Annotated in this window: 21 protein-coding genes and 1 pseudogene; 12 read left to right on the forward strand and 10 right to left on the reverse strand. The window is 67.6% G+C overall.

Features of this window, described 5'->3' with window-relative positions; genetic code table 11:
* Positions 1 to 23: 23 nt before the first annotated feature.
* The 3 genes from OHT01_RS10875 to OHT01_RS10885 form a co-directional block, all read right to left on the reverse strand.
* A complete protein-coding gene (locus tag OHT01_RS10875; protein WP_328552938.1) occupies positions 24 to 1085 on the reverse strand; it encodes an LLM class flavin-dependent oxidoreductase in 1062 nt (353 codons plus the stop codon).
* Positions 1085 to 1609 carry an SRPBCC family protein gene (locus OHT01_RS10880; RefSeq protein ID WP_328552939.1) on the reverse strand — a complete coding sequence of 175 codons (525 nt, stop codon included), beginning with the start codon at positions 1607 to 1609 and terminating at the stop codon, positions 1085 to 1087. The genes OHT01_RS10875 and OHT01_RS10880 overlap by 1 nt, the downstream gene beginning before the upstream one ends.
* A 265-nt stretch (positions 1610 to 1874) precedes the next feature.
* Positions 1875 to 2372, reverse strand: coding sequence for a winged helix-turn-helix transcriptional regulator (locus OHT01_RS10885; protein WP_328552940.1), 498 nt, complete (start codon positions 2370 to 2372; stop codon positions 1875 to 1877).
* Positions 2373 to 2521: 149 nt separating this feature from the next.
* Here OHT01_RS10885 and OHT01_RS10890 point away from each other — a divergent pair, with 149 nt between their 5' ends.
* The gene (locus tag OHT01_RS10890) at positions 2522 to 3097 is read left to right on the forward strand and encodes a hypothetical protein (protein WP_328552941.1); all 576 of its coding nucleotides are present in this window, start codon (positions 2522 to 2524) and stop codon (positions 3095 to 3097) included.
* A 38-nt stretch (positions 3098 to 3135) separates the two neighbouring features.
* Here the strand turns inward: OHT01_RS10890 and OHT01_RS10895 are convergent, their stop codons facing one another.
* On the reverse strand, positions 3136 to 5799 hold the full coding sequence (locus OHT01_RS10895; RefSeq protein WP_328552942.1) for a glycosyl hydrolase: 2664 nt from the start codon (positions 5797 to 5799) through the stop codon (positions 3136 to 3138).
* 505 nt (positions 5800 to 6304) lie between these two features.
* On the opposite strand from OHT01_RS10895, the gene OHT01_RS10900 reads away from it, so the two are divergent.
* The gene (locus OHT01_RS10900) at positions 6305 to 6433 is read left to right on the forward strand and encodes a DUF6408 family protein (RefSeq protein WP_328552943.1); all 129 of its coding nucleotides are present in this window, start codon (positions 6305 to 6307) and stop codon (positions 6431 to 6433) included.
* A 55-nt stretch (positions 6434 to 6488) separates the two neighbouring features.
* Here the strand turns inward: OHT01_RS10900 and OHT01_RS10905 are convergent, their stop codons facing one another.
* From OHT01_RS10905 to OHT01_RS10915, 3 genes are all read right to left on the reverse strand, one after another.
* Positions 6489 to 8603, reverse strand: a complete 2115-nt coding sequence (locus OHT01_RS10905; protein WP_328558084.1) for a DUF2075 domain-containing protein — start codon at positions 8601 to 8603, stop codon at positions 6489 to 6491.
* Between the two features lie 388 nt (positions 8604 to 8991).
* Positions 8992 to 11172 (reverse strand): hypothetical protein, encoded by a 2181-nt coding sequence (locus OHT01_RS10910; protein ID WP_328552944.1) that lies wholly within the window; start codon positions 11170 to 11172, stop codon positions 8992 to 8994.
* A gap of 2 nt (positions 11173 to 11174) precedes the next feature.
* Entirely contained in the window at positions 11175 to 11300 is a 126-nt protein-coding gene (locus OHT01_RS10915; RefSeq protein ID WP_328552945.1) for a hypothetical protein, read from the reverse strand.
* A 153-nt stretch (positions 11301 to 11453) separates the two neighbouring features.
* On the opposite strand from OHT01_RS10915, the gene OHT01_RS10920 reads away from it, so the two are divergent.
* Positions 11454 to 13067 carry a hypothetical protein gene (locus OHT01_RS10920; protein WP_328552946.1) on the forward strand — a complete coding sequence of 538 codons (1614 nt, stop codon included), beginning with the start codon at positions 11454 to 11456 and terminating at the stop codon, positions 13065 to 13067.
* Between the two features lie 197 nt (positions 13068 to 13264).
* On the opposite strand, the gene OHT01_RS10925 is transcribed toward OHT01_RS10920, so the two are convergent.
* From OHT01_RS10925 to OHT01_RS10935, 3 genes and pseudogenes are all read right to left on the reverse strand, one after another.
* Positions 13265 to 13936 carry a transposase family protein gene (locus OHT01_RS10925; protein ID WP_328552947.1) on the reverse strand — a complete coding sequence of 224 codons (672 nt, stop codon included), beginning with the start codon at positions 13934 to 13936 and terminating at the stop codon, positions 13265 to 13267.
* Positions 13937 to 13977: 41 nt separating this feature from the next.
* The gene (locus OHT01_RS10930) at positions 13978 to 14208 is read right to left on the reverse strand and encodes a MafI family immunity protein (RefSeq protein ID WP_328552948.1); all 231 of its coding nucleotides are present in this window, start codon (positions 14206 to 14208) and stop codon (positions 13978 to 13980) included.
* Between the two features lie 618 nt (positions 14209 to 14826).
* Positions 14827 to 15026 (reverse strand): annotated as a pseudogene (locus OHT01_RS10935) (XRE family transcriptional regulator); the annotation flags it as partial.
* A gap of 437 nt (positions 15027 to 15463) precedes the next feature.
* Here OHT01_RS10935 and OHT01_RS10940 point away from each other — a divergent pair.
* From OHT01_RS10940 to OHT01_RS10980, 9 genes are all read left to right on the forward strand, one after another.
* A complete protein-coding gene (locus OHT01_RS10940; RefSeq protein WP_328552949.1) occupies positions 15464 to 16120 on the forward strand; it encodes a hypothetical protein in 657 nt (218 codons plus the stop codon).
* The gene (locus tag OHT01_RS10945; protein ID WP_328552950.1) at positions 16120 to 17196 is read left to right on the forward strand and encodes a hypothetical protein; all 1077 of its coding nucleotides are present in this window, start codon (positions 16120 to 16122) and stop codon (positions 17194 to 17196) included. The genes OHT01_RS10940 and OHT01_RS10945 overlap by 1 nt, the downstream gene beginning before the upstream one ends.
* A 19-nt stretch (positions 17197 to 17215) precedes the next feature.
* Complete coding sequence (locus OHT01_RS10950) at positions 17216 to 17518, forward strand: hypothetical protein (protein ID WP_328552951.1); 303 nt, start codon at positions 17216 to 17218, stop codon at positions 17516 to 17518.
* Entirely contained in the window at positions 17515 to 18789 is a 1275-nt protein-coding gene (locus tag OHT01_RS10955) for a hypothetical protein (protein ID WP_328552952.1), read from the forward strand. Before OHT01_RS10950 ends, OHT01_RS10955 begins: the two co-directional genes overlap by 4 nt.
* A complete protein-coding gene (locus OHT01_RS10960) occupies positions 18786 to 19433 on the forward strand; it encodes a hypothetical protein (RefSeq protein ID WP_328552953.1) in 648 nt (215 codons plus the stop codon). The genes OHT01_RS10955 and OHT01_RS10960 overlap by 4 nt, the downstream gene beginning before the upstream one ends.
* Complete coding sequence (locus OHT01_RS10965) at positions 19433 to 20125, forward strand: hypothetical protein (protein ID WP_328552954.1); 693 nt, start codon at positions 19433 to 19435, stop codon at positions 20123 to 20125. The genes OHT01_RS10960 and OHT01_RS10965 overlap by 1 nt, the downstream gene beginning before the upstream one ends.
* A gap of 59 nt (positions 20126 to 20184) precedes the next feature.
* Positions 20185 to 21060: a hypothetical protein gene (locus OHT01_RS10970; RefSeq protein WP_328552955.1), complete on the forward strand. Its 876-nt coding sequence runs from the start codon at positions 20185 to 20187 to the stop codon at positions 21058 to 21060.
* Positions 21061 to 21354: 294 nt separating this feature from the next.
* On the forward strand, positions 21355 to 21651 hold the full coding sequence (locus OHT01_RS10975; RefSeq protein WP_405915899.1) for a hypothetical protein: 297 nt from the start codon (positions 21355 to 21357) through the stop codon (positions 21649 to 21651).
* A complete protein-coding gene (locus OHT01_RS10980) occupies positions 21648 to 21878 on the forward strand; it encodes a hypothetical protein (RefSeq protein WP_328552957.1) in 231 nt (76 codons plus the stop codon). Before OHT01_RS10975 ends, OHT01_RS10980 begins: the two co-directional genes overlap by 4 nt.
* The last annotated feature ends 242 nt before the right edge of the window (positions 21879 to 22120 follow it).

A 22120-nucleotide genomic window follows, 5' to 3' on the forward strand; every position in this document is an offset into this window, starting at 1 on the left:
GCCGTCCATCACCGAGTCACCGTCTACCGCCGAGCCGTCGGCCACTCGGCGGATACGAGGTCCAGTGCCCGCCCCAGGGTCGTGAGCCGTTCGTCGAGGGTCTCGCCTGCGGGGTAGAGGCGGACCGTGTCGACCCCGGCGGCGCGCCAGACGCGGAGCCGTTCGCGGACCATGTCCTCGGTGCCGATCAGGGTGGTGCCGAGAACCATCTCGTCGGTCACGAGCCCCGCGGCGCCGTCCCGGTCCCCGGACTGCCAGCGCTCATGGATCTCGGCGGCGATCTCCGCCCAACCCTGCCTGCTGTAGGCGGCGTTGTAGAAGTTGGTGGTGGCGGAGCCCATCCCGCCCAGGCTGAAGGCGAGTTCCTTCTTCCGGCCCGCGACCATGGCGCGCAGCGCGTCCTCGTCCTCGGCGAAGGCGACTTCGGCGCCCTGGCAGACATCGAGGTCGGCGCGGGTCCGGCCGCCCGCCGCGAGACCCGCGTCCAGGTGGTCGAAGTACGCCTCCTTGGCGCCCTCGGGTACGAAGCTGGTGCCGAGCCAGCCGTCCGCGACCTCCCCCGTCAGCCGCAGCATCTTCGGCGAGAGAGTGGCGAGATAGACGGGCAGGTCGTGCTCGGCTCGCATGGACATCCGCATGGGCCGCGCCTCGCCGCCGGGCAGCGGGATCGTGAACTCCCGTCCCTCGTACGAGAGTTTCTCCCCGGCGGCCGCCTGCCGGACGATCTCCACGGTCTCCCGCATCCGGGACAGCGGGCGCGCGAACGGTACGCCGTGCAGTCCCTCGATCACCTGGGGGCCGGACGGACCGAGGCCGAGCAGGAAGCGCCCGCCGGAGATGTTGGAGAGCGTGATCGCGGCGCGGGCGATGGCCGCCGGGGTGCGGGTCCCGAGCTGGATGATCCCCGAGCCGAGCAGCATCCGCTCGGTCCGCGCCGCCAAGTAGCCCAGCGGGGAAGGGGCTTCGGAGCCCCAGGCCTCCGCCACCCAGCAGATGTCCATCCCCAGCTTCTCGGCCTCGACCACGAAGTCGACGGTCTCCCGCCAGTCGCCCGTCGACGCCTCGATCGTCGTGGAGGTACGCATCACGCACCCGCCCCTTCCGCGCTCTCGGCGAGCTTCCCGATCGCGGCGACGGTGTCCGTCATGCTCCGCTCGAACTCCCGCAGCCGTACGAACACGATCTTCTGCTCCTTCTCCGGCATCCGGTCGATCGCGAAGGAGAGACCCGACCGGCCGGGCCCCATCCGCATCCACTGGGTCAGCTCCGTGCCGCCGTCCGCCTCCTTCAGGTCGAACCGCCAGACCGCGCTGGGGTGTTCGGGGTCTCCCACCGCCCAGGCGAACCTCCGAAGCGGCTCGCACTCCACCACGTACGAGGTGGTCTCCCACTCCCCCAGCGACTCGTGCCTGCTGCGCCCCACGAACCGGGCTCCGACGGCCGGTCCCGTCGCGCCGTCCAGCCACTCCACCGACTGGAGCTCGGCGCTCAGCTCCGGCATCAGAGCGACGTCGGACACGAGCTCCCACACCCGCCACGGCGGAGCGTCGATCCGTACCCGCACATCGACCGTCGGCTGGTCCGCGTAGCGCGCGCCCGTCCACTCCATGAGTCTCCGACCTTCCTCTCGCCTCCAGGGAACCCCTCAGGCAGGGCTCTGACCTTGAGAGTTGCGTAGATAGACTTACCTGTCAAGGAAAACCGCTCGCGGCACGCGGGCCGAGAGCGGAAGCCGAACGACGGCCGGAGGGATGCCGGACGGTGTCCGTGCAGCCGGCGGACGACGGCCGGACGGCGGCCGTGCGGAAGCCGGACCAGCCGGGACCCGTCCGTACCCGCCGGGACCCGTCCGTACCACCCGGCGCCAGGCGGGATCAGGCGGTGAAGCGCTTGCGGATGTCCGGGCGCTCGGCGAGGTGCGGCGGATAGCCGGGGCCGAGCCGCGGATGGGTGTCCTCGGCCGTCATCGGCTCACCGCAGTCGGCGCACACCACCGCGGCCTCGCTCCGGTGCCCGCAGCGGTCGTGGTGGAAGACGACCGGCGGCCCCTGCTCACCGCTGAGCCAGCGGTTGCCCCAGCTGTTCATAGCGGCCAGAACACCGAAGAAGTCCCGGCCCATCTCGGTGAGCACGTAGTCGTACCGCACGGGGTCCGTCTGATAGGCTCGCTTCTCCATGAGCCCTTCGTCGACGAGCCGACGGAGCCGGTCGGTCAGCGTGTTGCGCGCGATACCGAGCTCCTGCTGGAACGCGTCGAACCGCTTGATCCCGTAGAACGCCTCCCGCAGCACGAGCGGCGTCCACCAGTCGCCGAGCAGATCCATCGTGCGCGCGATGGAACACGGCCAGTTCGCAAAAGAAGTCCGCCTCACACGCCCAGCATACGAGGGTCTCGGAAATGGACCCAGCAGCTCGCGGCGGTACGGGCGTCCCGCACCCGCGTCCTTCTCCGGATTGAGCGCCCTCCTCGGCGACGACGGGTCATGCTGGTGGTCGTACGAGCGGGCCGGGAGGTACGGACATGCGGTGGTGGGCCGGAGGGTGGGTGGTCGCCGGAGTGCTCGTCCTGGCGGCCTGCGGCGCGGCGACAGGTGGTGGATCGGGGGACGGACCGTCCGGCGGCCGATCGGCGAGATCGCCGGGGCCGTCGTCGGGTGCGCCGACGCGCGCCTCCGGAGCCCCGTCCTCGGCCGCGCCGGCGAGCCCGGCCGGGCACGGCCCGGCCACGTCCGCCGTCCCGCCCTCCGCCTCCCCGGGGACCTGCGCCGCGGGCCGTACGAAGGTCGGCGTCACCCCCGGTGACGCGCCGGGACGGCACCTGTGCGTACGGCCCGGCACCGTCCTGTCCCTGGTCCTCGCTCCGCGTGACGACGACAAGCGGTGGACGGGCGCCCGGAGTTCCGCGCCGGTCTTCGTCCTCGTGTCCGGGTGGAAGGTGGCGGCGGACGGCACCGCGCGGGCCTCGGTGCGCTGCGCGGGGACAAGGGGAGGCACGGCGGACGTCACCGTGTCGGCGAAGGCGCCGGATGTGGCCGGCGCGCCGCGCGTCGCCTTCACCCTGCGCGTGACGGTGGTGCCCTACACGACGCGGGGGTGACCCCGGAGAACCGGGATCACCCCCGCGGCTCGGCCGCGTCAGCCGCAGTCGCGCACCTTGATCGTGTAGATGCCTCGGCCGTGCGTGGCCGCGTACAGGGTGGCGCCGTCCGGGCTCAGCTTCAGCTGGAGCACGGCGACCGCCGGGAGCTGTCCGACGCGCTGCCACTTCGTACGGCCCGGCGCCCGGTACACCACGCCCAGATCGGTGGCGACGGCGAGACCGCCGTTCGGTGTGACGACGGCGGAGTTGGCCGGTACGTCGGGGAGGTCGGCGGAGATGTCCTTCCAGGTGGTTCCGCCGTCGGTCGACTCGAAGACGTGGCCGACTCCCGCGCCGGGTCCCTCGGTCCAGTGCCGGGAGAAGCCGTTGACCTCAAGGAACACGTGGTCGGCGTTCTTCGGGTCCACGGCGAAGCCGCTGAGGTAGCGGTTGGGCACCGCGCCGTCCGCACCGGTGGCCGGCAGGCTGATGTCGTGCCAGCCGGTACCGTCCGCGTTGCCGACGGAGATGCCGCGTGCGAAGCCCTGGTTGTTGCAGGGGCCGCACCACGCGGCGTACACCTTGCCACCCGACGCGGCGACGGCCGTCGCGGTGCGCCCGGCACCGAAGTCGTGGACGCTCGTCCACTCGTCGCCGCTGCGGATGGCGTAGCCGTGGGTCTGCACCCAGACGTGACGGCCGCCCGCGATCCAGGTCGAGCTGTTCTTCATGTCCGTCGCGAGCGGGGCGATGAAGCGGGCCTCGCTCGTGGCGTTGTCGGCCGGGGCGACGTTGTACGACGTGACCTTGCTGGGGTCGGTGACCCAACCGCCGTCGTTGACCGCGCAGTTCTGGGTGACCTGGACGGAGAGGTAGACGTACTCCTCGGCGATGTTGCAGCCGTCGACCGGGTCGGTGAGGGTGTCACCGCCGTCACCGCCGAAGTTGGAGCCCATCACCTTGTCGTTGCTGCGCAGAATCGACTGCCCGTTGTCCTGCAGGCCGCCGGTGACGGAGACTCCCCCGTTCGTCCGGTCCTTGCCGATGCCCACCGAGTAGTACTGGAGGGTGTCGATGGTGCCGTCGTTGAGGGACGTCCAGTCGGTGGCGTGGCCGGAGGAGTCCTGGGAACCGCTGACCGGGCGTTTGTAGGCGCCGCCGTCGTTGCCGACGTAGACGTAACTCTTGCCGTGGTAGATGCCGATGGCCACGCCGTGCTGGTCGGAGTGGGTGGTCTGGTTGCAGTCGCCGGTCTGCTTCGCCGGGTCGATGCTCCAGCAGGAGAAGCCGAAGTTCCAGTACGGGCCGACGGTCGACCAGTTGCTGCCGCCGTCCTTGGTCTCGTAGACCTCTTCGAGCCCGGCGTACACGTGCTCCGCGTTCGCCGGGTCGACCGTCAGGAACTGGTTGTACCAGGCCTGCACGCCCGGCATGTAACCGCTGGAGGTCAGCGCCGACCCGTCGGCCGCCAGTTGCTGGTAGTCGGCGATCTTCGTCCAAGGTCCGGCGGGAGAGCCGGACTTGGAGACGTAGAAGCCCTCCAGACCGCTGTCCGGGTTGGTGTTGAGCTGCTCCGGCGACTGGTCGATGGCGTAGTAGCGGGAGCCGTCGGCGGACCGGGCGAAGGTGACGTCGCCGATGTTGTCCGCGTCGGACGGCAGGTCGCCCAGGCCGCTGGTGATCCGCGTCCAGGTGCCGTCCGAGCCTTTGGAGTAGAAACCGTTGTAGTCGTCACCGCTGCGCCAGCCGACCGCGAGGACCACCTTGGCGGGGTTCTTCGGGTCGATCGCGATGTCGTTGGTGATGTTCTTGTACGGGGCCGAGGGGTCGTCGGCCAGCAAACCGCCCGGCAGGTAGTCGGGGTTGGGCGCGTATTCCAGCTTCCAGGCGCCGCCGAGGGTCTTCGTGGAGTGGCTCCAGACACCCTCGCTGGTCGCCGCCCACACCTTGCCGCCACCGAACCGCAGTTGGTGGATGGTGGTGCTCTCCAGCTCGTCACCGCCGACCCTGCTGCGGGAGGAGAACGTGCCGTGGTGCGGGTCGCTCAGCACGTACACCCCGCTGCCGAGGTAGGCGTCCGCGTTGGTGTTCGCCTCGCCGGTGCCCAGCCACAGCCGCCCGGACCCGTCCAGCGCGAGCGCGCCGGTCGACTGGGAGGACAGCTTGTCGCTGATGGGCTGCCAGTGCCCTCCGCCGGACCGGGACCGCCATACGCCACCGCCCGCGCTGCCGGCGTAGACATACCCCTGACCGTCGGCGGCCATCGCGGCCATCCGCCCGGTGACATTGCCCGAACCGCCGCTGGAGTTGGAGTCGTAGTCGCGGTAGCGCGCGTCGTCGGAGTTGTACGGCAGATCGGTGACGTTCCGCCAACTTCCTCCGGTCGACGACAGGTTGGCAAGACTCGTCCAGGCGGCGCCGTACGCGCCGGGGGCGACGACACCGGGCGAGGTGCGGGCCTCGGCGTACTGGTCGGCGCCCTCCGCTATCTCGTCGGCTTCGTTGCCGTCGTCGCCGCCGTCGTCGTCCGCCGTCACCTTGGGGGTGACAGCGCCCACCGACTGCGTGCGCTCGGCGGCGAGTTGCTTGAGGGTACGGGCCCCGAAGGGGCTGCTGCCGCCCCGACCGGGCGCCGCACCCGCGGGTATCGCGACCAGAGCGGCGGAAGCGGTGATGGCACAGATCGTGAGCCATCGTCTCTTGCGGGTTGTTGCGGACACCAGTTCCTCCCGAACGAGCTTCGACAAAGCCGTCGCGGGAGACCCGACCACGCACACGGGACGACGTCCGGCGCTTGGCCAATCTTTGAGGAGAACCTGTCATTCATTGCTTGCGTGCGGGGTGCGGGGTGCGGGCCGTGCGGCACCCGAGGTCGCGCCAAGAGCTGCGCGCGTCCGGCGTCATCATCGAAGAGGGTTTGGCCGCCACTCTGACCACGGCGCGTCGGGAACCACCCGCCCAAGCCAACTCCCACGGAGCAGCCCAAGTCCGCGTCGCATCTGTGCCCGTGGGCATCGCACGGACCGATACACAAGGGCAACTCGTTCTTGTACTAGAGTTACTCCCCGCTGCGCACCTTCCCGGAGGGTACGTCGGCGGCGTTCAGGTGCCGATCCTCGACCGTGATTGACGAATGGTTTCCGCTGCGTATTGCACGCGGTGTGACTGCGGATGCCCGGTAGGGCTGTCCCTGCCATTCCCAGCTCACGCTCAGGAGTGGATACCGTGAACCCCGTTGAGTACAAAACTGCACGTCGTGACCGGCTTCGCGAGATTCTGGTCAACGTCGCAATGGGAGTCGTCATCAATCTCATGGTGGCGGCTCTGACCGCGGCAGCGCACCTGGTCTTCTGACACAGGTAGGTGGCGGGCCCGGAGAGCCCGCCACTCCACATCCCATGACAGCCCGTCAGAACAGACGCAGCTCATTCGGATCCGAGCCCGTGTCCTGGCGCCTCTTCCGGGGGCGCCTCCCTCGTCGAGGCCGAGGCAGATGGGGTATGCGCGCCACTTCAGGCAAGTTCTCCCACGTAGGGCGCAACCCGTGGATCTGAGCCTGGCCGACGAGTTCCTTCAGGTAGACCCGGGTCTCCTCGTCCGTCGAGTAGAGCACTGTCGCACGGCTCGCTCGGGTGGCCAACACGTGGTAGGCATGCCGGATAAGCCGGGCGAATTGCTGGTCGTCGACGCTGCCGGACTTCACCTTGGGGTCGAACGACCCGGGTACGGCAACACGCTTGACGCCCGCTTCCTTATCTTCCCGCTCCTTGCCCCGGCGAAATGTCCATCGGCCGTCCCGGCGCACCATGTCGTCGCCCATGATCACGCCACACCAGTCCCACTCGAGCCCCTGCGCCGTATACACACAGCCGATCTGGTCGAGGCCGTTCTCGTGGACGGACCAGATCTTGGAAGGTGGCGCCTCGTTCTCGCAGAAGGAGTCGCTGTACGCGTTCCACGGCCTGTGCCAGTCACCGATCCGTACGTCGGCCTCAAGGCGTCTCTCCTTGCCCAGCGGCTTGGTCCAAGGCCAGCAGTAGCCGGCGACCATCCGAGCAGACGCACCCGCCCGAGCCTCGCTTCGAATGATCTGTTCGAGTTCCTCAGGACTGTCCGCGACCTCGACGTGCATGAGTCCATCCGGCGTCCATCGCTCCGGCTCCTCGTCCGAGACCCCGAGCATGGCGCGTACCCAGCGGATGTAGGCGTCGCTACCGCCACAGCGAAACTGCTCTCGAAGCGGGTACTCGACAAGAGCTGCGCCGTACCGCCGTGCGGCATCTTTCAGCAGACCGACAGAGCCGACCTCGTGGGGTCGTACGGACTGCCCTTCGTCGAGGAAGAACACCGTAAGCCGGGACGCGTCGAGAAGCTCGTCCACCTGGGCTTTCGTACCCTGGTTTTCGGGCTTCCAGAAGCGATTGGTCGACCGTGCCCGCAGACGGTGGGCTTCGTCGCAGATCAACACGTCCAGGGGCGGATCCGGCGGGGTGACGAAGTTGCTGAAGTAGGTGAAAGTCTCTCTGAACTCCCGGTCGCCGTAACCGACATGCTCCTGAATGGCACCATTGAATGCTCTGCTGCCGCTCGCGTACTTGACCACCCGCCCTTCGGCTTCCAGTTCCGCCTTGATCTGAAGACCGATGGCGCTCTTCCCGGTGCCGGCACCGCCCGTGACCAGAAAGATCGCACGCCGCTCGTCAGGTACGAGCGCGGGCCGCTGAGGATCCGGAAGGATCTTGGAAGCCCTGTCCAAAATATGGTCGGCGACCGTCCTCTGCTGGCCACGCAAGGTGAAGACCGTGTCTTCTCCGCGAGAGCGGATCATGGCGTCGAGGAGAGGTGTGTTGCGCAGCCCCAGGTTCCGCAGCAATATCTCAGCCGCCGAGGCAGCACCGTCGTGCGCGAAATGCGCCCGGAGGTCCGACATCAGCTGCTCGCGCCGGTCATTCGTATAGACGTGGGCGTAGGCACCGGTCGGCGCATCCACATCGAGCAACGGTCGCACCGAGGCGTCAGTGGCGTTGTGCAGGTAGGCGAAGCCGCCGCATTCGAATTTCAGTCCGTGCAGCGGTCCCTTGTCACTCGTGAACGCCTGGTAGTACTCCCGCAGTTGCAGAGCCGGGTGCTTCTTCCTTCCCAGGCCCGGTACGTGAACCAGTTCCGCAGTGGCTCGCTCCACCCTGGTCACCATCGACCAGCGTTTCAACTCGACAAGTTGGACGGACAGCCCTCTCCCTTCTGGATGATTACCGACAAGAACCACATCGATGAGCCGGGGTTCACCAGGGCGGTCGGTCTCATCGAGCGTGGCAGCGCACTCGACGATCATCTCCACGTTTCCCCGGTCTGCGGCGACCAGGTCTTCGGCAAGGCTCACGAGGCTCTCAGCCCAAGCGGAACGTTCCGTCAGCGACGCTTCGGCCCCACGGAAGTGCCGCCACCTGGCGGCCAGATGCGGAACCATACGGCGTCTTGAGTTCAGGGTCAGCAGATCCTGCGCTGCCAATTTCAGCAGGAGCATGGACACGAGGTGGTTCCCCCAGGGCACGAGTGATTCGTGCGGGTGGGGGCATGTCCTCGCAGGAAGCCCGTCGAGCCGCAATCGGTGACTGTGATCTTAAGGAAGCGGCCGTCCACCGCGGACCGCGGCGCCACTCTCGGCGCAAAGCACAGCCAAGATGGCCGGATCATGTGTTCGATGACGGAGGACTGGCCCGGCCGCCATCACGACTGCCCGCCCGAACGGGCCCCACGAGTCTTCACCGCTTGTTGCCTGACTTCGGATCCGTGCAACGTGACCGTTCCGACCATGTCGCTGGCCGGCGGCACTGCCTTCGTGAATGCCAGCGAGCTGGGCACCCCGTTTCGCCGGACCCGCGCGCCACGGTGCGTGGCGACCGGGCAGGACATCAGCGACCGGTGTAGAGAAACCGCATGTAGCGCGTGTACGACAGCCCACGGTGCCGGAGCTTGGCGGCTTCCCTCGATGCGCTCAACGTTCCATGCAGCATACTGTTCTGTTGGAGCGCGACCGTACGTCGGCCGAACTCCTGACGCTGTTGCCGGGCCCGGTCTCCGGCAAGCGTGTTCTCCCGGGAGAGCCGTTCCTGGCCGTCCTCCAAATTCTTCCGCGCCAATTTGCGCGAGGCCTCGGTCCCGGACTCCACAGCCTTTCGCTGGTCGGCTAGTTGGGCCCGACGGCGGGTGCTGTCCCTCTCGATCGGCTGTCGTTCCGCGGCGCTGAGGAGGGCGGGTTGCTGGGCCACGGCGGACGCGTGCAGGTCTCTACGCCAGGTGTCGAGGGCGATGGCCTTGGCCTCGCCGATCCCCTGAACGTTGACGTGGCGGCCGTTGCTCAGCACCAGTACGGCGCCGATGCTGTTGTACGAGCTGTTCTGGACAGACTGGTAGCCGGTGAAATCGGCTGCTGTCCGGATGCCCTCCGCGGCGAGACGGGCGGCAAGCTTCGCGCCGATGCCGGACGGTGGGGACTGCGCGATCAGTCGACGGCTGAGCCGGTCCCGGACATAGGCGGACTGCTTGTCGGCGAGCGCTTTGGCCAAGCCCTTGCGGAGTTCCTCCGCAAGTCCGTTGATCTTCTTGTCGATCTCGCGCTGCTTACGGACCTTGCGCTGCTCGGCCTCCTTGAGTTCGGCGTGGTACTGCGCCGTGAGCTTGTCCTGAGCCTGTGGATAGGCGTTGGTCCGCTTCAGCTCCGCCGCGTCGAACTTCGCCTTGTCCTTGCGTAGCTTCTCGGCTGCCTTGGCAGGGTCCTCAAGCTTGGCCAATTCGTCCGTCAGCCCTGCCAGGACGGCCCGTGACCGAGCCCTCTCCACGCGGCGGCTCCAAGCGAAGGTGACTGCCACAGCGGCGACAATGACGGGCGCCACGGCTGCGATGAGGGGCTGTGGGAATCCGACCACAATCATCAAGGCGGTCGCGGCCAACAACAGCGGCCAGAGCACGGCTGTGGCGACGTCCAACGGCGTCCGGCCGCTGAAGCTGTCCGGTGAAGTGGTGGAGGGCGTGGACGATGCCGGGGCGGTCTGCGGGGGAACGTGCCCTGTCATCCAGCCGGGCAGTCCGCCCGTGCCCGGAGCAACTGCCGTGGGGGTAGCCGACGCTGAAGCGCTCGTCGTCGCAGCGGTCCGCTGCTTGGGGATCGCGTTGGCGAGCGGGGGAAGCAGATCCAGCGGCTGGAAGGCCAAGGACCTCACCTGGTCGGCAAGGCCACTCACCGTCGGGTCGGGATGGGCGAGCAGCGTCTGGAGCCCGGTGGAGCCGCCCGGATTCTTGAAGTCTTCCTCGGTGAGCAGCAAGAACTCACCACTGGGCTCGTGCAGGCGATGCCACAGCGCCGGGTCGGCGGCGGTCGCCTTGAGCGACATGAAGATGACCCAGGCGGAGAACCGGTCGAGCGCCGCCCCGAAGTCATCGTTTCCGCGCAGGGGCGACTGGTAGTTGCGGTGGCCGCGCTCGGTGCCGCCTAGGCCCGACAGCGCCGGCACGTACATGCCGTCGTAGTCGACCAGGCGCAGGGTGTCATCGCTCGCGACAAGCAGGTTGCCGTGCTGGAGGTCACCGTGGGCGATCTCGTGCTGCGACAGATCGCGGGTCAGCGCCTCGAAACGGTCGGCCAGGCGGTCGACGGCGAACCGGTCGGTGTGGTTGTCGTCGAGCCAGGAGGACAGAGTGACAGCGTCGATCCACTCCATCTTCAGGACCGGGTAGCGCTCCCGGCCGACGCCGATCGCGTCAGGAAGGTACTCGAAGCCGACCTTCCAGGGCTGGGAGAGCTCGGCCGCGTCCAGTTGCCTAAGTCGGCTGCTGATGGCCTGGTAACGGCGTTCCTGGTCAGGGACGTGGCGGGTGAAGCATTTGACCGCGTACCGCCGACCCGACGCGGCCGAGGTGAGCGAGAACACGCTCGCGAAGGCGCCGGAGATGGCGCGGGGCAGGCCGAGCTTGGTCAGTTCCGGCCGTGCGCCCTTGAGTTCGGGATGCTCGAAGCACAACTGCGTGTGCTGCAAGGCCTCCGCGTAGTCGGCACCGCTGGGGAACTGCCTCTGCTGACCGGTGGGCGAACCCACGTTCACCGTCCTTCGAAATCGATCCGTACGACGGCCACGTCGTCGTTGCGCAGTTGCCGGCTGTCCCGGAGCCCGTTCAGCCAGTCCACGAACCCGCTCAGGTCGTCGGGCCCGGAGAACTCCAGCAACTGGCTGACCGCGACGTCTTGGTCAGGGGCCCTGAGGAGAACGGCCAGAGCAGTACCGCCGACTCACCTGGTGCGGAGGATCCGGCACCCGACCCGGACATCGACTCCGCGACCGCATCGACGGTCATAGCGGAGGTGCTTCCAGGGGTCGCCATGGTCTTCGGTGAGGTCCCGGCGGAACTCAAGCCAGATCTGCTCGACTTCGGGTTCGTGTCGGCCGCCGACCGCAAGCAGATCTCCACGGTCCTCGCCTCGATCGGAAACACGGCGACCGTCGTCGGCAACCTCGGAACCGCCTTCGCCAGCGCGCAGGGGCTCTACAGGATCAGCAGCGCAACACAGGCCCTCCTGAAGGCTGGCGCAACACTCGCGGTCAAGGACGGCGCGAACCTCGGAACAGTGATGCTTCGGGGCCGCATCATCGCTCAGTCCCGTTTCATCCCCGTGAATGCGGTGAGCGCGGCGCGGAACTCGGCCTCGATCGGACCGGCGCTGGCCATGGTCGCCCTTCAGATGCAACTGAGTGAGGTCGAGGGCCTTGTCAGAACCAACATCGCGCTGACCAGTCAGGTACTCGCGACTCTCCGCCACGGACAGTGGGCAGAGCTGACGGCGCTCGTCGCCACCGTCGATCACGTAGTCGTCCAGGCGCGAGAGGTCGGCTCGGTCCCGACGTCCCTGTGGGACACCGTCGCAGGCAAGAAAGCGGACCTGCGTACGCAGCGTGACCTGTACCGACTGAACGTCGGCAATCACATCCGGCAGATCCATCAGCTCGCCGGACATGCCCGCCGTGAATATCTCGAGACGAACGCCGAGGCGATCCTCTTTGACGCGAACGCCCTCCTGTCCTCCGTCAAGGCATGGACCGGATATCAGGCGCTCCACGCCGCGCGAGCGAGAGCCGCCGGCCCCGAGGACGCGGGCGAGGCCCGGCTCGTCGACTCCATCGCACGCGACACCCGCACGGAGCTCGACGCCGCTCTGGCCGAAACGACGAGCCTCGTCGACGCGTTGACGCGGGAACTGCGGATCATCGCCGAGCTCCCCGGACCCGATGTATGGCCCCTGCTGGGGAAACGGAAGGACGTGAAGGCAGCCCGCGGAATCTCCGCCCGCCTTCTGGAGGCGATCGAGCCTCTTGCCGATGCTCTCCATCCGCCGGCCCTTCCGCTCGAGGCTCCGGGCGTCGTCTGCGCACCCACATCGCTGGATCTCGAGCCGTACCTTCGCATCCTGCGATGGTTCCTCGAGGGCGGGGAGACCCTACGTGTCCTCGGCTTCCCCGAGCAGCTCGATGCCCCCGATCCAATTTCTGCGATTCTCGGCGGAGCGAAGGAGATGTTGGCGGCAGCGATGGACAAGGCTGCGGCAAAAACACTGGTCGCCGTCACGGATCGCCGCATCATCATGGCCAAGACGAACGCATTCCTCGAGCAAGGCGAGATCTTTCAAGACATCCCGATCGACCAGGTGCGATACGTCCGAGCGGCGACCACACCGGACGAGAGCACGCGCTTGGCGATCGACCTCATCACACGCGACGAGAACATCCGGTGGCTCTTCCACACCGACATCGACAACACTCACGTGGACGCGCTCGCCGCCGTGCTCGCCGAGTCGATGACGATCCCGGACCTTGAACGCGACGACCTTCGAAGGCGGCACCACGCCCCCATCGAGGCGGACAGGAACAGCGAGATCACCGACACGACGCAGTCTGCGAAACCGGATGGATCCGAGGTCACGACCGGCGATGCCGAGTAGGCCTCGAGCCGATCGGCGCGAATCACGAAGGCCCGGGCCAGGGACCGCCGTCACCTGTGGCAGCCACCGCACCTGCGGCCCGAGGTTCGTACGCGGCGCGTTCGGGGCACGCTAACGGCGTGTACGGCCCGGCGACCGATCAGGAGCAGCCGCCGCTCGGTTCAGACATTCGGCCACCACCCGAGAGTTCAGCCCGCTCACCTGGCGAAGGCGAGGTTGTGCATCCGAGCGATGCCGAGCATGGCGTGGTGAACGCCATCGCCTTTGAGCCGGCAGTCTCGGAGGATCTTCCAGGTCTTCATTCGCGCGAAGACGTGCTCGACGCGGGCGCGGACCTGCTTGTGGGACTTGTTGTGTGCTTCCTTCGATTCCGGAAGATCTTGGCCCTTCCGTCGGCGGTGGGGCATGACGAGCCCGGTGCCGGGATAGCCGCCGTCGGCGATCGTCGTGGTCCTGCCGACGGCGGCTTTGGCGCCGGATTCCGCCCATGCCTTGCCGTCGTTGCGGTTCCCGGCGAGAGGTCGGCCCACCACGACGACCAGGCAGGTGTCGGCGTCGATGACGACCCGGTGGTTGGTCGAGTACCGGTAGTTCTTGGACTGTTCCGCCACTGTCTGGTCCCGGGTCGGAACCGCCGACTTGGACACGCCGAAGAGCGGGGTGATCTGATGCATCGTCACGTTTGTTCGCCAGTAGGCCGCGACCAGCAGGGCCCAGTCCTCCAGCGGAAGCCTCCAGGGACGGCCCCTGCGGATCGCATCCGCTCCCTCACGCCGCAGTACAGTCACCAGCCGGCCGAACAGGCGAGGACTCAGCCCGGAGAACGGGGCTATCCAAGACGGCGCCGACGCCGTGATCACACCTGCCACGGAAAAGATCATCCCTCGACAACGCTGCCGCGGGGTAAGCGTCAGTCGCTCAGCAGCTCGTCCAGGCGCTGGACAGACCTCGGGGTGTCCATTTCGTCTGCCAGTGCCACCAGTCGAGCGTGGTACTGCCGGGTGATGGGCAAGGCGTCTTCATAGATCCACGAGCACATCGTGTCGAAGGCCAAGACCTCCTCACCATGCGAGAGCAGGTGGCGAACGTCCGTGATGACAGCCTCCGCGGTGAGCGGCGACTCCTCCAGAAGCTCAACCACACGTGCTCGATGCAACAGGCTCACGAGCTCTCCCCCTTGCCAGAACTCAACGGACCGATGAGATTCGGCATCCTCGCCTCCAGCCAGGGAGTTGTCGACTCACCCGCCCATAGCGGGACAACGCTTAGCCGTAATGCACTTCAACGTCGAGAGGCCCCTGTTGCCTGTCCTGCGGGCTCTGGCCGGACGGCGACAGAACTTCCTCCGACTACCCTCTGACCGGACCGTTCGACCCGGCCGGGCTTCTCGTCGGCATAGCTGACGTATTCGGCTCCGGCACACCATTCGCCATCGCCCGGCCTACTCCATCGCCTTCATGGCGCCGACCGCGTGATTCTCGGCCTGCCGCTCGGCACCGCCCTCGGCGTCCTTCAGGTCCTCGACGACCACTCCGCGGCGCATCTGCTCCTCGCCATCGGACTTTCCGCCGTCGCCACGGCGGCAGTCCTCACCACGCGGTACGGGCGACTGGTCGTGTCGTCGTTGCGGGGCGTCACCAGAAGGGCGTAACCGTCCGGCCCCAGGCCCAAGGAACGATCTCCACGAAGCCGGCACTCGACATTGACATCGACCGGCTGATCCGCAACACCTACAATGTGCTGCTCACGCGGGGCATGGTCGGTCCAGCGCCTGGACGACCTCCGGTCTCCCCAGCGTCTCGCCCTTCTCCATCTCGCCGAACAACGACCAGTCCCAGCACAGTCGTTCACCGAGCGCCCTCAGGTCGCCTCGCTCCCGGCGCGTAGCGTCCGCAACTCCTCGGCGAACCGCCGGCGTGGCTCCTGGCTGCGGCCGGTGACGACACGTCGCTGCGACACACGACCGCCTCCCCTCCAAGCGGCTGGCCCGTGGTCGACGCGAAGAAGGCATGGGGTCGGCTCCGTACGACGGGAAGCGCAGCTCCTCCACAACTCGGTGGGGCGACCATCCTGGCCGCATTCTCGTAACATTCGCACCTAGCAGACGAATTCACCCCGTATGGCCGGGGTGTGAAATCAGGCAGGTCCGCACGGACCAGCACCCCGACGCCTCCCACCGCGCGAGCTGTGACCCACACACATCGGGAGTGTCGTCGATCACTTGAAGCACGGCAGCGGGACGCAACAGGGCATGAGGCGGCAGGGTTGGAGCGTCCCAAGCGATCCCAAGTGAGCACCAGATGTCTGTTCCTGACGGGATCTCAACTGGTGTCACCACATGTCCCACGGATAGCGTTGCTTTACTCGCGCAACCCCCACCTCAACAGGAGTCCCAAGTGAACCGCCCCGCCCGGCTCGCCGTAGTCGCGCTCACCGCATCCACGGCCCTGCTGCTGACCGCCTGCAGCTCGGGAGGGGGCGACGGCTCCTCCTCGGACAAGATCAAGGGTGCTGACACCGGTGGTGAGAAGACCTCAGCGAGCGCGAGTGCTTCCGCTCGGGCGGGGCAGGACGGAGCCGGGCGACCGAAGATCACACTCTCCAAGGGCTTCCAGGCGAACTTCGAAGGCTGGACGAACAGCGATCCGAAGCTCCAGGCGATCCTGAACGACGGCCGGGAGGAACTGAGGTCGAAGTACGCGGCGATCATCAAGTCGAACCCGGACTCGGACGCAGTGGCGTTCTACAACTCTGGGACTTCCCTTGCCTCCGCCCGCGAGTGGATCAAAAGCTTCACCGACACCGACGACGGTCTGATCGGCAAGGTCACGGTCTACAACCCGCAGGTCCACATCAACGACAGCGGTTCGGGCGTGCTCTTCTACTGCGTCGACGAACGCAAGGCGTCCACGAAGAACCGCAAGACCGGCAAGGTCACGACCACCCCCGACAAGCCCGAGTCCGTGCTCCAGTACCGCGCGAGGCTGGACAAGACCTCACAGGGCGTCTGGAAGAACGTATCCCTGACGACCGTCGCCGGGGGCTGCAACTGATGCCGTCCACAGCGAGGGCCTGCGGCCTCGTCGTCGTATCCGTTTCCGCTCTGCTCCTCGCCTCCCCGTCGGCCTTCGCGATCGGCGACAAGAAGGGTCAGGCTCCCCCGCCTTCGGGTCCGACCGGCGATTCGTCCGGCAGCACACTGACGGCCAAGGCCACCCACACCGGCATCAAGGTCACGCAGGTGAGCGGTGGCGCCTCGGGGACCTCGCCCAAGGCCCTCGCCCCCGTGGACCCCAACTGGAAGCCCCCGGCGTGCTGGTACGAACCGGTGGCCACGCCGCAGGCACTCAAGGCGGCGGTGGCCCGCCTCAAGAAGAACCCCAACACGGACCTGGTGCCAGTCACGCCCACGCTGAGTTGGGGCGAGGACCTGATGGTGGACCACTACGAGAAGGGCAAGGCGGAGAACGGCAGCGGGGACGGCTACGAGAACTACAACCTCGGCAAGGACGGCATGTTCTGGCGTGGGGTGATCAATCAGGACAGGGCGAACGACCCGGAGTCGTACGACTGCGAGGACACCCTGTTCTGGCAGAACGCCAGGACACTCCCCGCCAACAAGCACGCCCCCACCCCTGACATCCTCGCCGCCTACGCCTACAACAAGATCAAGGTTCCGGAGACGGAGATCGAGGCGAAGCCGGCCACCAAGTCCACGGTCAACGTGCCGACTTGGGTATGGCTGGACAAGGGCACCTTCAAGCCGGTCAAGGTCCGCGCCGAGCTGGCGGCCGCGGGAGTGTGGGCGGAGACGACGGCGAAGCCGATCGCCCTCCACCTGAACGCGGGCACGGGCGACTCCGAGACCTACCCCGCCTCCGGTGACTGCGCGATCAACGACGACGGCTCCATCGGCACCCCGTACACCAAGGGCGACGCCGGCAGGACCCCGCCGTGCGGCATCACCTACCTGCGGGCCACGGACGGCAAGCCGTACCGGCTGAGCGCGTCCATCACCTGGCAGATCTCCTGGCGGGGCAGCGGCGGCGCCGCGGGCGACCTGCCGGACGGCACGTTCGGGACCACCCAGGACATGAACGTCCAGGAGATCCAGTCCGTCAACCGCTAGACGATCACACGGGGGAACAATGAGTGACATTCGCATCGACTTCGATGTGCTTGATCGGGTCCGCCGGGACATCAAGCACATCGGCGAGCTCATGGAGGGTCCTGGCAAGGAGATGGACGAGGTGGACGGCGACTCCATGGGCGTGAGCATGCTGGCCGCGCGCATGAACGACTTCGGGGACGAGTGGTCGTACGGGATCAAGCAGATCAAGAAGTTCTCCGGTGCGGCGGTCAAAGAACTCGACAAGATAAAGAGGGCTTTCGAGCAACTCGACGACAAGCTGGACGAAGAACTGCGGAAGTCACGGGAGAAGCACGCGTGAGCGACCTGTTCTCGTGGACGTCTCCGACGCAGACCTCACCGCTGAAAGACCGGTTCCCTGCCGTGGGATTCGTCCCCTGCCCGGGTGAACCCAACACCGCCAAGCACGTGGCGGGCATCGTGCAGCGCACCGCCAAGGCGCTGACCGAGATATCCGACGTCCTGCGCGGCACAGGCGAGGGGGACTGGGAAGGTCGCCACGCCGAGGCGTTCCGGGCGCAGTTCGACGACGACTTCCTGCCCAAGGTCGACAGGGCGAAACGATCATTCAGCAAGGCCGCCACGGCGCTGGACGACTGGGCCGACGCGATGCCGGGGTGGCAGCGCAAGGCAGAGGTCCTGGAGACACGGGCACAGGACGCCCAGGACGCGCTGCACGCCGCGAAAGAGAAGCTCGCCGGACTGCCGCCCAAGCCGCTGCTCGACCTGCCGCCGAAGGACGACACCGAGGCGCGCAAGCAGGACAAGACCGAGAAGGACAGATCCGCGGCGGAGTTGGCGGCGACCACGGCCGAGTCGGATCTCGATCGGATACGCGCCGAGGCGCGCAAGCTGGCCGACGACTACGACGTGGACGGCCGGGCCGTCGCAAGACGTCTCGACAAGGCGATGAACATCGCGCCGAACGAGCCCGGCGCCCTCCACAGACTGGGCGATGCCCTCCTCGATATCGGCAAGGCGATGAACGGGCTCGACGAGATCGTCGCCCGGACCGTGGACGCGGCCGTGGCCGACGCCGTCAAATGGCTCGCACAACACGCCAACTCCATCGCGGCTCTCGGCGACGTCCTCGCGACCGTGAGCGCAGTTCTGGGCGCGATATCGCTCGCCATCCTCCTCGTCGCGCCGGTCACCGGCCCGCTGGCCCCCGCGTTCGCGGCGGCGGCCGCGACCGTCGGGGTCACGTCAGGTGCCTTCGCACTCGGCGCACTGGGATTGCACGCCACCGCACGAGCTGTCGGCGGCGACTCCGTGGTCTCCAACCGGACACTGGCCGAGGACGCCCTCGGCGTGCTGCCGTTCGGGGGCGCGTTCAAGGGCATCTCGAAGGTCGTCGCAGCCAGTCGCGCGGCGGATGCGGCGGCCAACTTCGGCCTGGTGGACACGGTCGCCGCCTTCATCGCCGACCCGACCGCACTGGGATACTTCGCTCCCAAGGACGACCGGCAGACCATCGAGGCAGCTCTGCCAGGCGGCGATCTGCTCGTAGCATTCGAGAACGCCTGGAAGACCGGCAGCGACAAGGACAGAGCAGCCAGGCAGGAGAAGTGAGCCGCACGATGAAAGACCCGGAAATACTGTCCCGATTCGACGGGCGAGGCCACGTCGAGTTCCTCCTCGGCGGCTTCGAAGGCAGCCAATCCAACAAGATCACGGCGATCGGCTTCGAGTTCGGCTACGACCTCCAGGTAACCGAGATGCCCAGCAAGAGCACCATCCGCCTGGTCTTCGTGCGAAACGATTCCCCGACAGCTCGACAGCGTGCCCAGCAGACTCAGGACCGACTCGGCGCGGGAGGCCCACTCCTGCCGACGTGGGACGCTCCCGCCGCACGGCCGGGCACGACCCGGCCCGTCACGGCCGAAGAGATGACGTCGGCGCGCCGGGGTGTGACCGCCTACGAAGCCAACGGGACAAAGAGATTTGCCCTCGTCGTCGCACTGCTCAGTCTCGGGTGCTTCGTCGTCGCAGGAATGCTGCGGGACCGGCCGGGCGCGGCGCTCGCTGTGCTGGTGGTGTTCGCCATCCCGTTGGCCGTGACCGCGGCATTGATCCCTCGATGGATGAAGCGCTGGTACGAGAAGAACCGGCGGCTGGTGGATCTCTACGACCAGCAGCGGATCGGCCAGGTCGGGCCCCCGCCGCCACCGCCCGGCCCCTCCGACCGGCATCCTGGCACAGGGAACGGACAGTGATGCGGATCGACTTCTCGGTACCGGCCGAGTTCGAGGAAGTGCCGCTGGGCATGGACTTCGACGCGGCTTGGGCCGAGGTGAACGCCCGAAGCGCGTACGGATCCCTGACAGCCGCGAGGGACGAGCAGCGGCTGACGGAGATGGCGCGGGCACTGCAGCGGATATCGCGTTTCCTCGACGACAGCGGGGTGGTGTATGCCGCCAACTGCCTGCACTCCTTCGAGGGCGAGCTCTCCTTGGGCTCGCTCGCTGTCGCGCTCGTGGACTATCCCTACGGCGACGACGCCGCCACAGCAGCCCGAGGGAGTCTGCGAGGCGTCCTGGCAACGCGGGGGGAAGGCTGGACCGGAACGGTGATCGACGCTCCGTGCGGCAAGGCCGCCGTCTTCACCGGTGGCCAGAGCCATGTCCTTCCTCCGACGTTCTCGCCTACCGGTGAGGAGATCGAGGTACTCACCGCCGAGTTCCACGCGATGATCCCGGTCGTCTCCGAGGGCGGAGGCGAACAGCGCATGTGCCTGATCGCCTTCTCCACACCCCAGATCACTCACTGGGAGCGGTGCTACGCACCGGTCATGGCCGACGTGCTGCGAAGCCTCCGCTTCATCGAGTTCGAGCAGTACAGCGCCGGCACCGACGCCGCCCCACCCACGAAGTCCGCGGAGGCTTCAGGGCAGTCGGTTCGCTCGTGATGGCAGCTGTGGAGCCGGGCGCCGAAGCAGGCATGAGCGGTGCCGCCGAGGATGAGTCGTTGAAGAGGCGTACGCGTCACCCCGTCCCGCTCGCGGTCAGCATCGGCTGCTACGTGCTCGCGGCGATCGCGGGGCTGTTCCTCCTGGCGGACGACTTCGGTCCTGCCCTGTTGGTGCCCCTGTGGATCGTGCACGGCGTGCTGCTCATCCTGCTGATCCGGAAGCTGGGCGCCAAGGAGTCCAGCACGTGCACGGCGCTGTTCGTCGTGATCACCTCGCTGATGTCCGTGTACGTTGCCACCATGGCACGCGACGATCTCACGCTGCAGCAGCGCGGGGAGAAGGTCACGGCCACCGTCGTGAAGAAGTGGCGCGACCCGGCCCAAGGGCGCAAGGGCCGCGACTACAACTACACACTGGAACATCAGGACCGCACCAAGGTACCGGGACCAGCCATGAAGACGACGTCCGACCGCTACGACATCGGCCAGAAACTGACCGTGCTCGAGGACCCGCGGGGCGAACTCCGCCCCCAGACACCGGGCCAGGTGGACGCAACGGGCGAGTCGCTCGGATCAGGTGCGCTCGCGCTTGCCGCACTCGGCGCCGTCGGCTGGATGACCTGGCGGGGGTCGGACACCGCGAGACGGCGGGACCATGGAATGCCGTCGGCCGGCATGCGCAAGGCGTACAAGGCCGTCACCGGCAACCACACCACGGGGGAAGAGCAGGAGGAGAAGCTCCGCGAAGCCCTATGCACGTACCCCGCCGACCGCCGTGGCTACATCAAGGTCCAGCCCGAGGACTACCCCGACCTGCCGCAGCAACGAGCCGCCCGGATCGCCTGGGAGATGGGCCTGCGCGCGGAGGCCATAGGCAACCGGGGTTCGTGGCGCTTCAAGGAAACCGTGATCGAGGAAGTCCCGCACGACTGAGCCGGGCACACGACGCTCCGTGCGGCGAGGCCACTCACGAAGTCCACGGAGGCTTCCGAGCAGTCGCTCCACTCGTAAAGGCAGTCGTGGGATCGGGCGCGGATGCCGCACCGTGTTCGAAAGGCTCGCCGCCGGTGTGGAAGGTGTGGAACGACCTCCGTGCCACGGGGAAGCACAGCCCCATCCACAGCTTGGCCGTCCGCATCCGAGCTCATTCTCGTAACACCCGGACTACGCGGCGCAGTTCGTCCAGCGCACCCAGGTGACGGATTCCGCAGGACCGAACGGACGAGGATGCAGATGCCCCCCACGCCCCGACACCCGGACCACGTGACGACGCCTCACCCCGCAACCGCCCAGTACCCCCCGCCGACCCCCGCCCCGAAGATCCAGGAAGCCCTCGATGCCCGCGACGCCCTCGCCGACCCCCTTTCCCAGGCCGGCATCCAGCTTTCCGCGATGGACATCCGCACCCCCTGGGCGGACGACCGCAAGGCCGAAGCCCGGTACGCACTCGTCCACCTCGGCGTGTGCTCGGCCCCCATCGCCCTCCTGCTCGCGGACGTGATCACGAAGGGGATCGCCGGGTGACAGAGGACGCCGACGGGATCCCCTCCGTCGGTGCGACCGTCCACGACACCGCCCGCGACCGCGTCGGACGAGTCATGGGCCATATCGGCCCGTACGTCCAACTCCGCCCCCTCGCAGGTGGCATCGAATGGGACGCCGACCCGAACCACCTCCGCCCTCTCACCCCGGCCGAATTGCTGAGCGCCCGGGTCGCCGAAGCGAACGCCCGCAGCAGACAGCACAGATGACCGGACAGTGAGGCGACAGGGGCCAGCGCCCCAGCCATCCGAAGCCGGTCCCCTGGCACCCGCCCACCGCCGACCAGCCCGACTCCGTACCGATCCCCGCCCGTGATCGACACCCTCACCTAGGATGGCGAGAACCATCTCAGCGGCCCGACGGGCTTCCTGATCCGCCTCGCGAAAGGCGTTCGGCGGACATCGAAGGACATGCCCCCACCCGCACGAGTCTTCTTCGTGCTGTCTGGGGG

The organism is Streptomyces sp. NBC_00358, from assembly GCF_036099295.1.
In the GTDB taxonomy this organism is placed as follows: Bacteria; Actinomycetota; Actinomycetes; order Streptomycetales; family Streptomycetaceae; genus Streptomyces.

Bases quoted from the DNA above. Each gene is read 5' to 3' on its own strand.
- OHT01_RS10875 (WP_328552938.1), bottom strand. From the start codon at position 1,085: ATGCGTACCTCCACGACGATCGAGGCGTCGACGGGCGACTGGCGGGAG.
- OHT01_RS10880 (WP_328552939.1), bottom strand. From the start codon at position 1,609: ATGGAGTGGACGGGCGCGCGCTACGCGGACCAGCCGACGGTCGATGTG.
- OHT01_RS10890 (WP_328552941.1), top strand. From the start codon at position 2,522: ATGCGGTGGTGGGCCGGAGGGTGGGTGGTCGCCGGAGTGCTCGTCCTG.
- OHT01_RS10905 (WP_328558084.1), bottom strand. From the start codon at position 8,603: ATGCTCCTGCTGAAATTGGCAGCGCAGGATCTGCTGACCCTGAACTCA.
- OHT01_RS10920 (WP_328552946.1), top strand. From the start codon at position 11,454: ATGGTCTTCGGTGAGGTCCCGGCGGAACTCAAGCCAGATCTGCTCGAC.
- OHT01_RS10945 (WP_328552950.1), top strand. From the start codon at position 16,120: ATGCCGTCCACAGCGAGGGCCTGCGGCCTCGTCGTCGTATCCGTTTCC.
- OHT01_RS10950 (WP_328552951.1), top strand. From the start codon at position 17,216: ATGAGTGACATTCGCATCGACTTCGATGTGCTTGATCGGGTCCGCCGG.
- OHT01_RS10965 (WP_328552954.1), top strand. From the start codon at position 19,433: ATGCGGATCGACTTCTCGGTACCGGCCGAGTTCGAGGAAGTGCCGCTG.
- OHT01_RS10975 (WP_405915899.1), top strand. From the start codon at position 21,355: ATGCAGATGCCCCCCACGCCCCGACACCCGGACCACGTGACGACGCCT.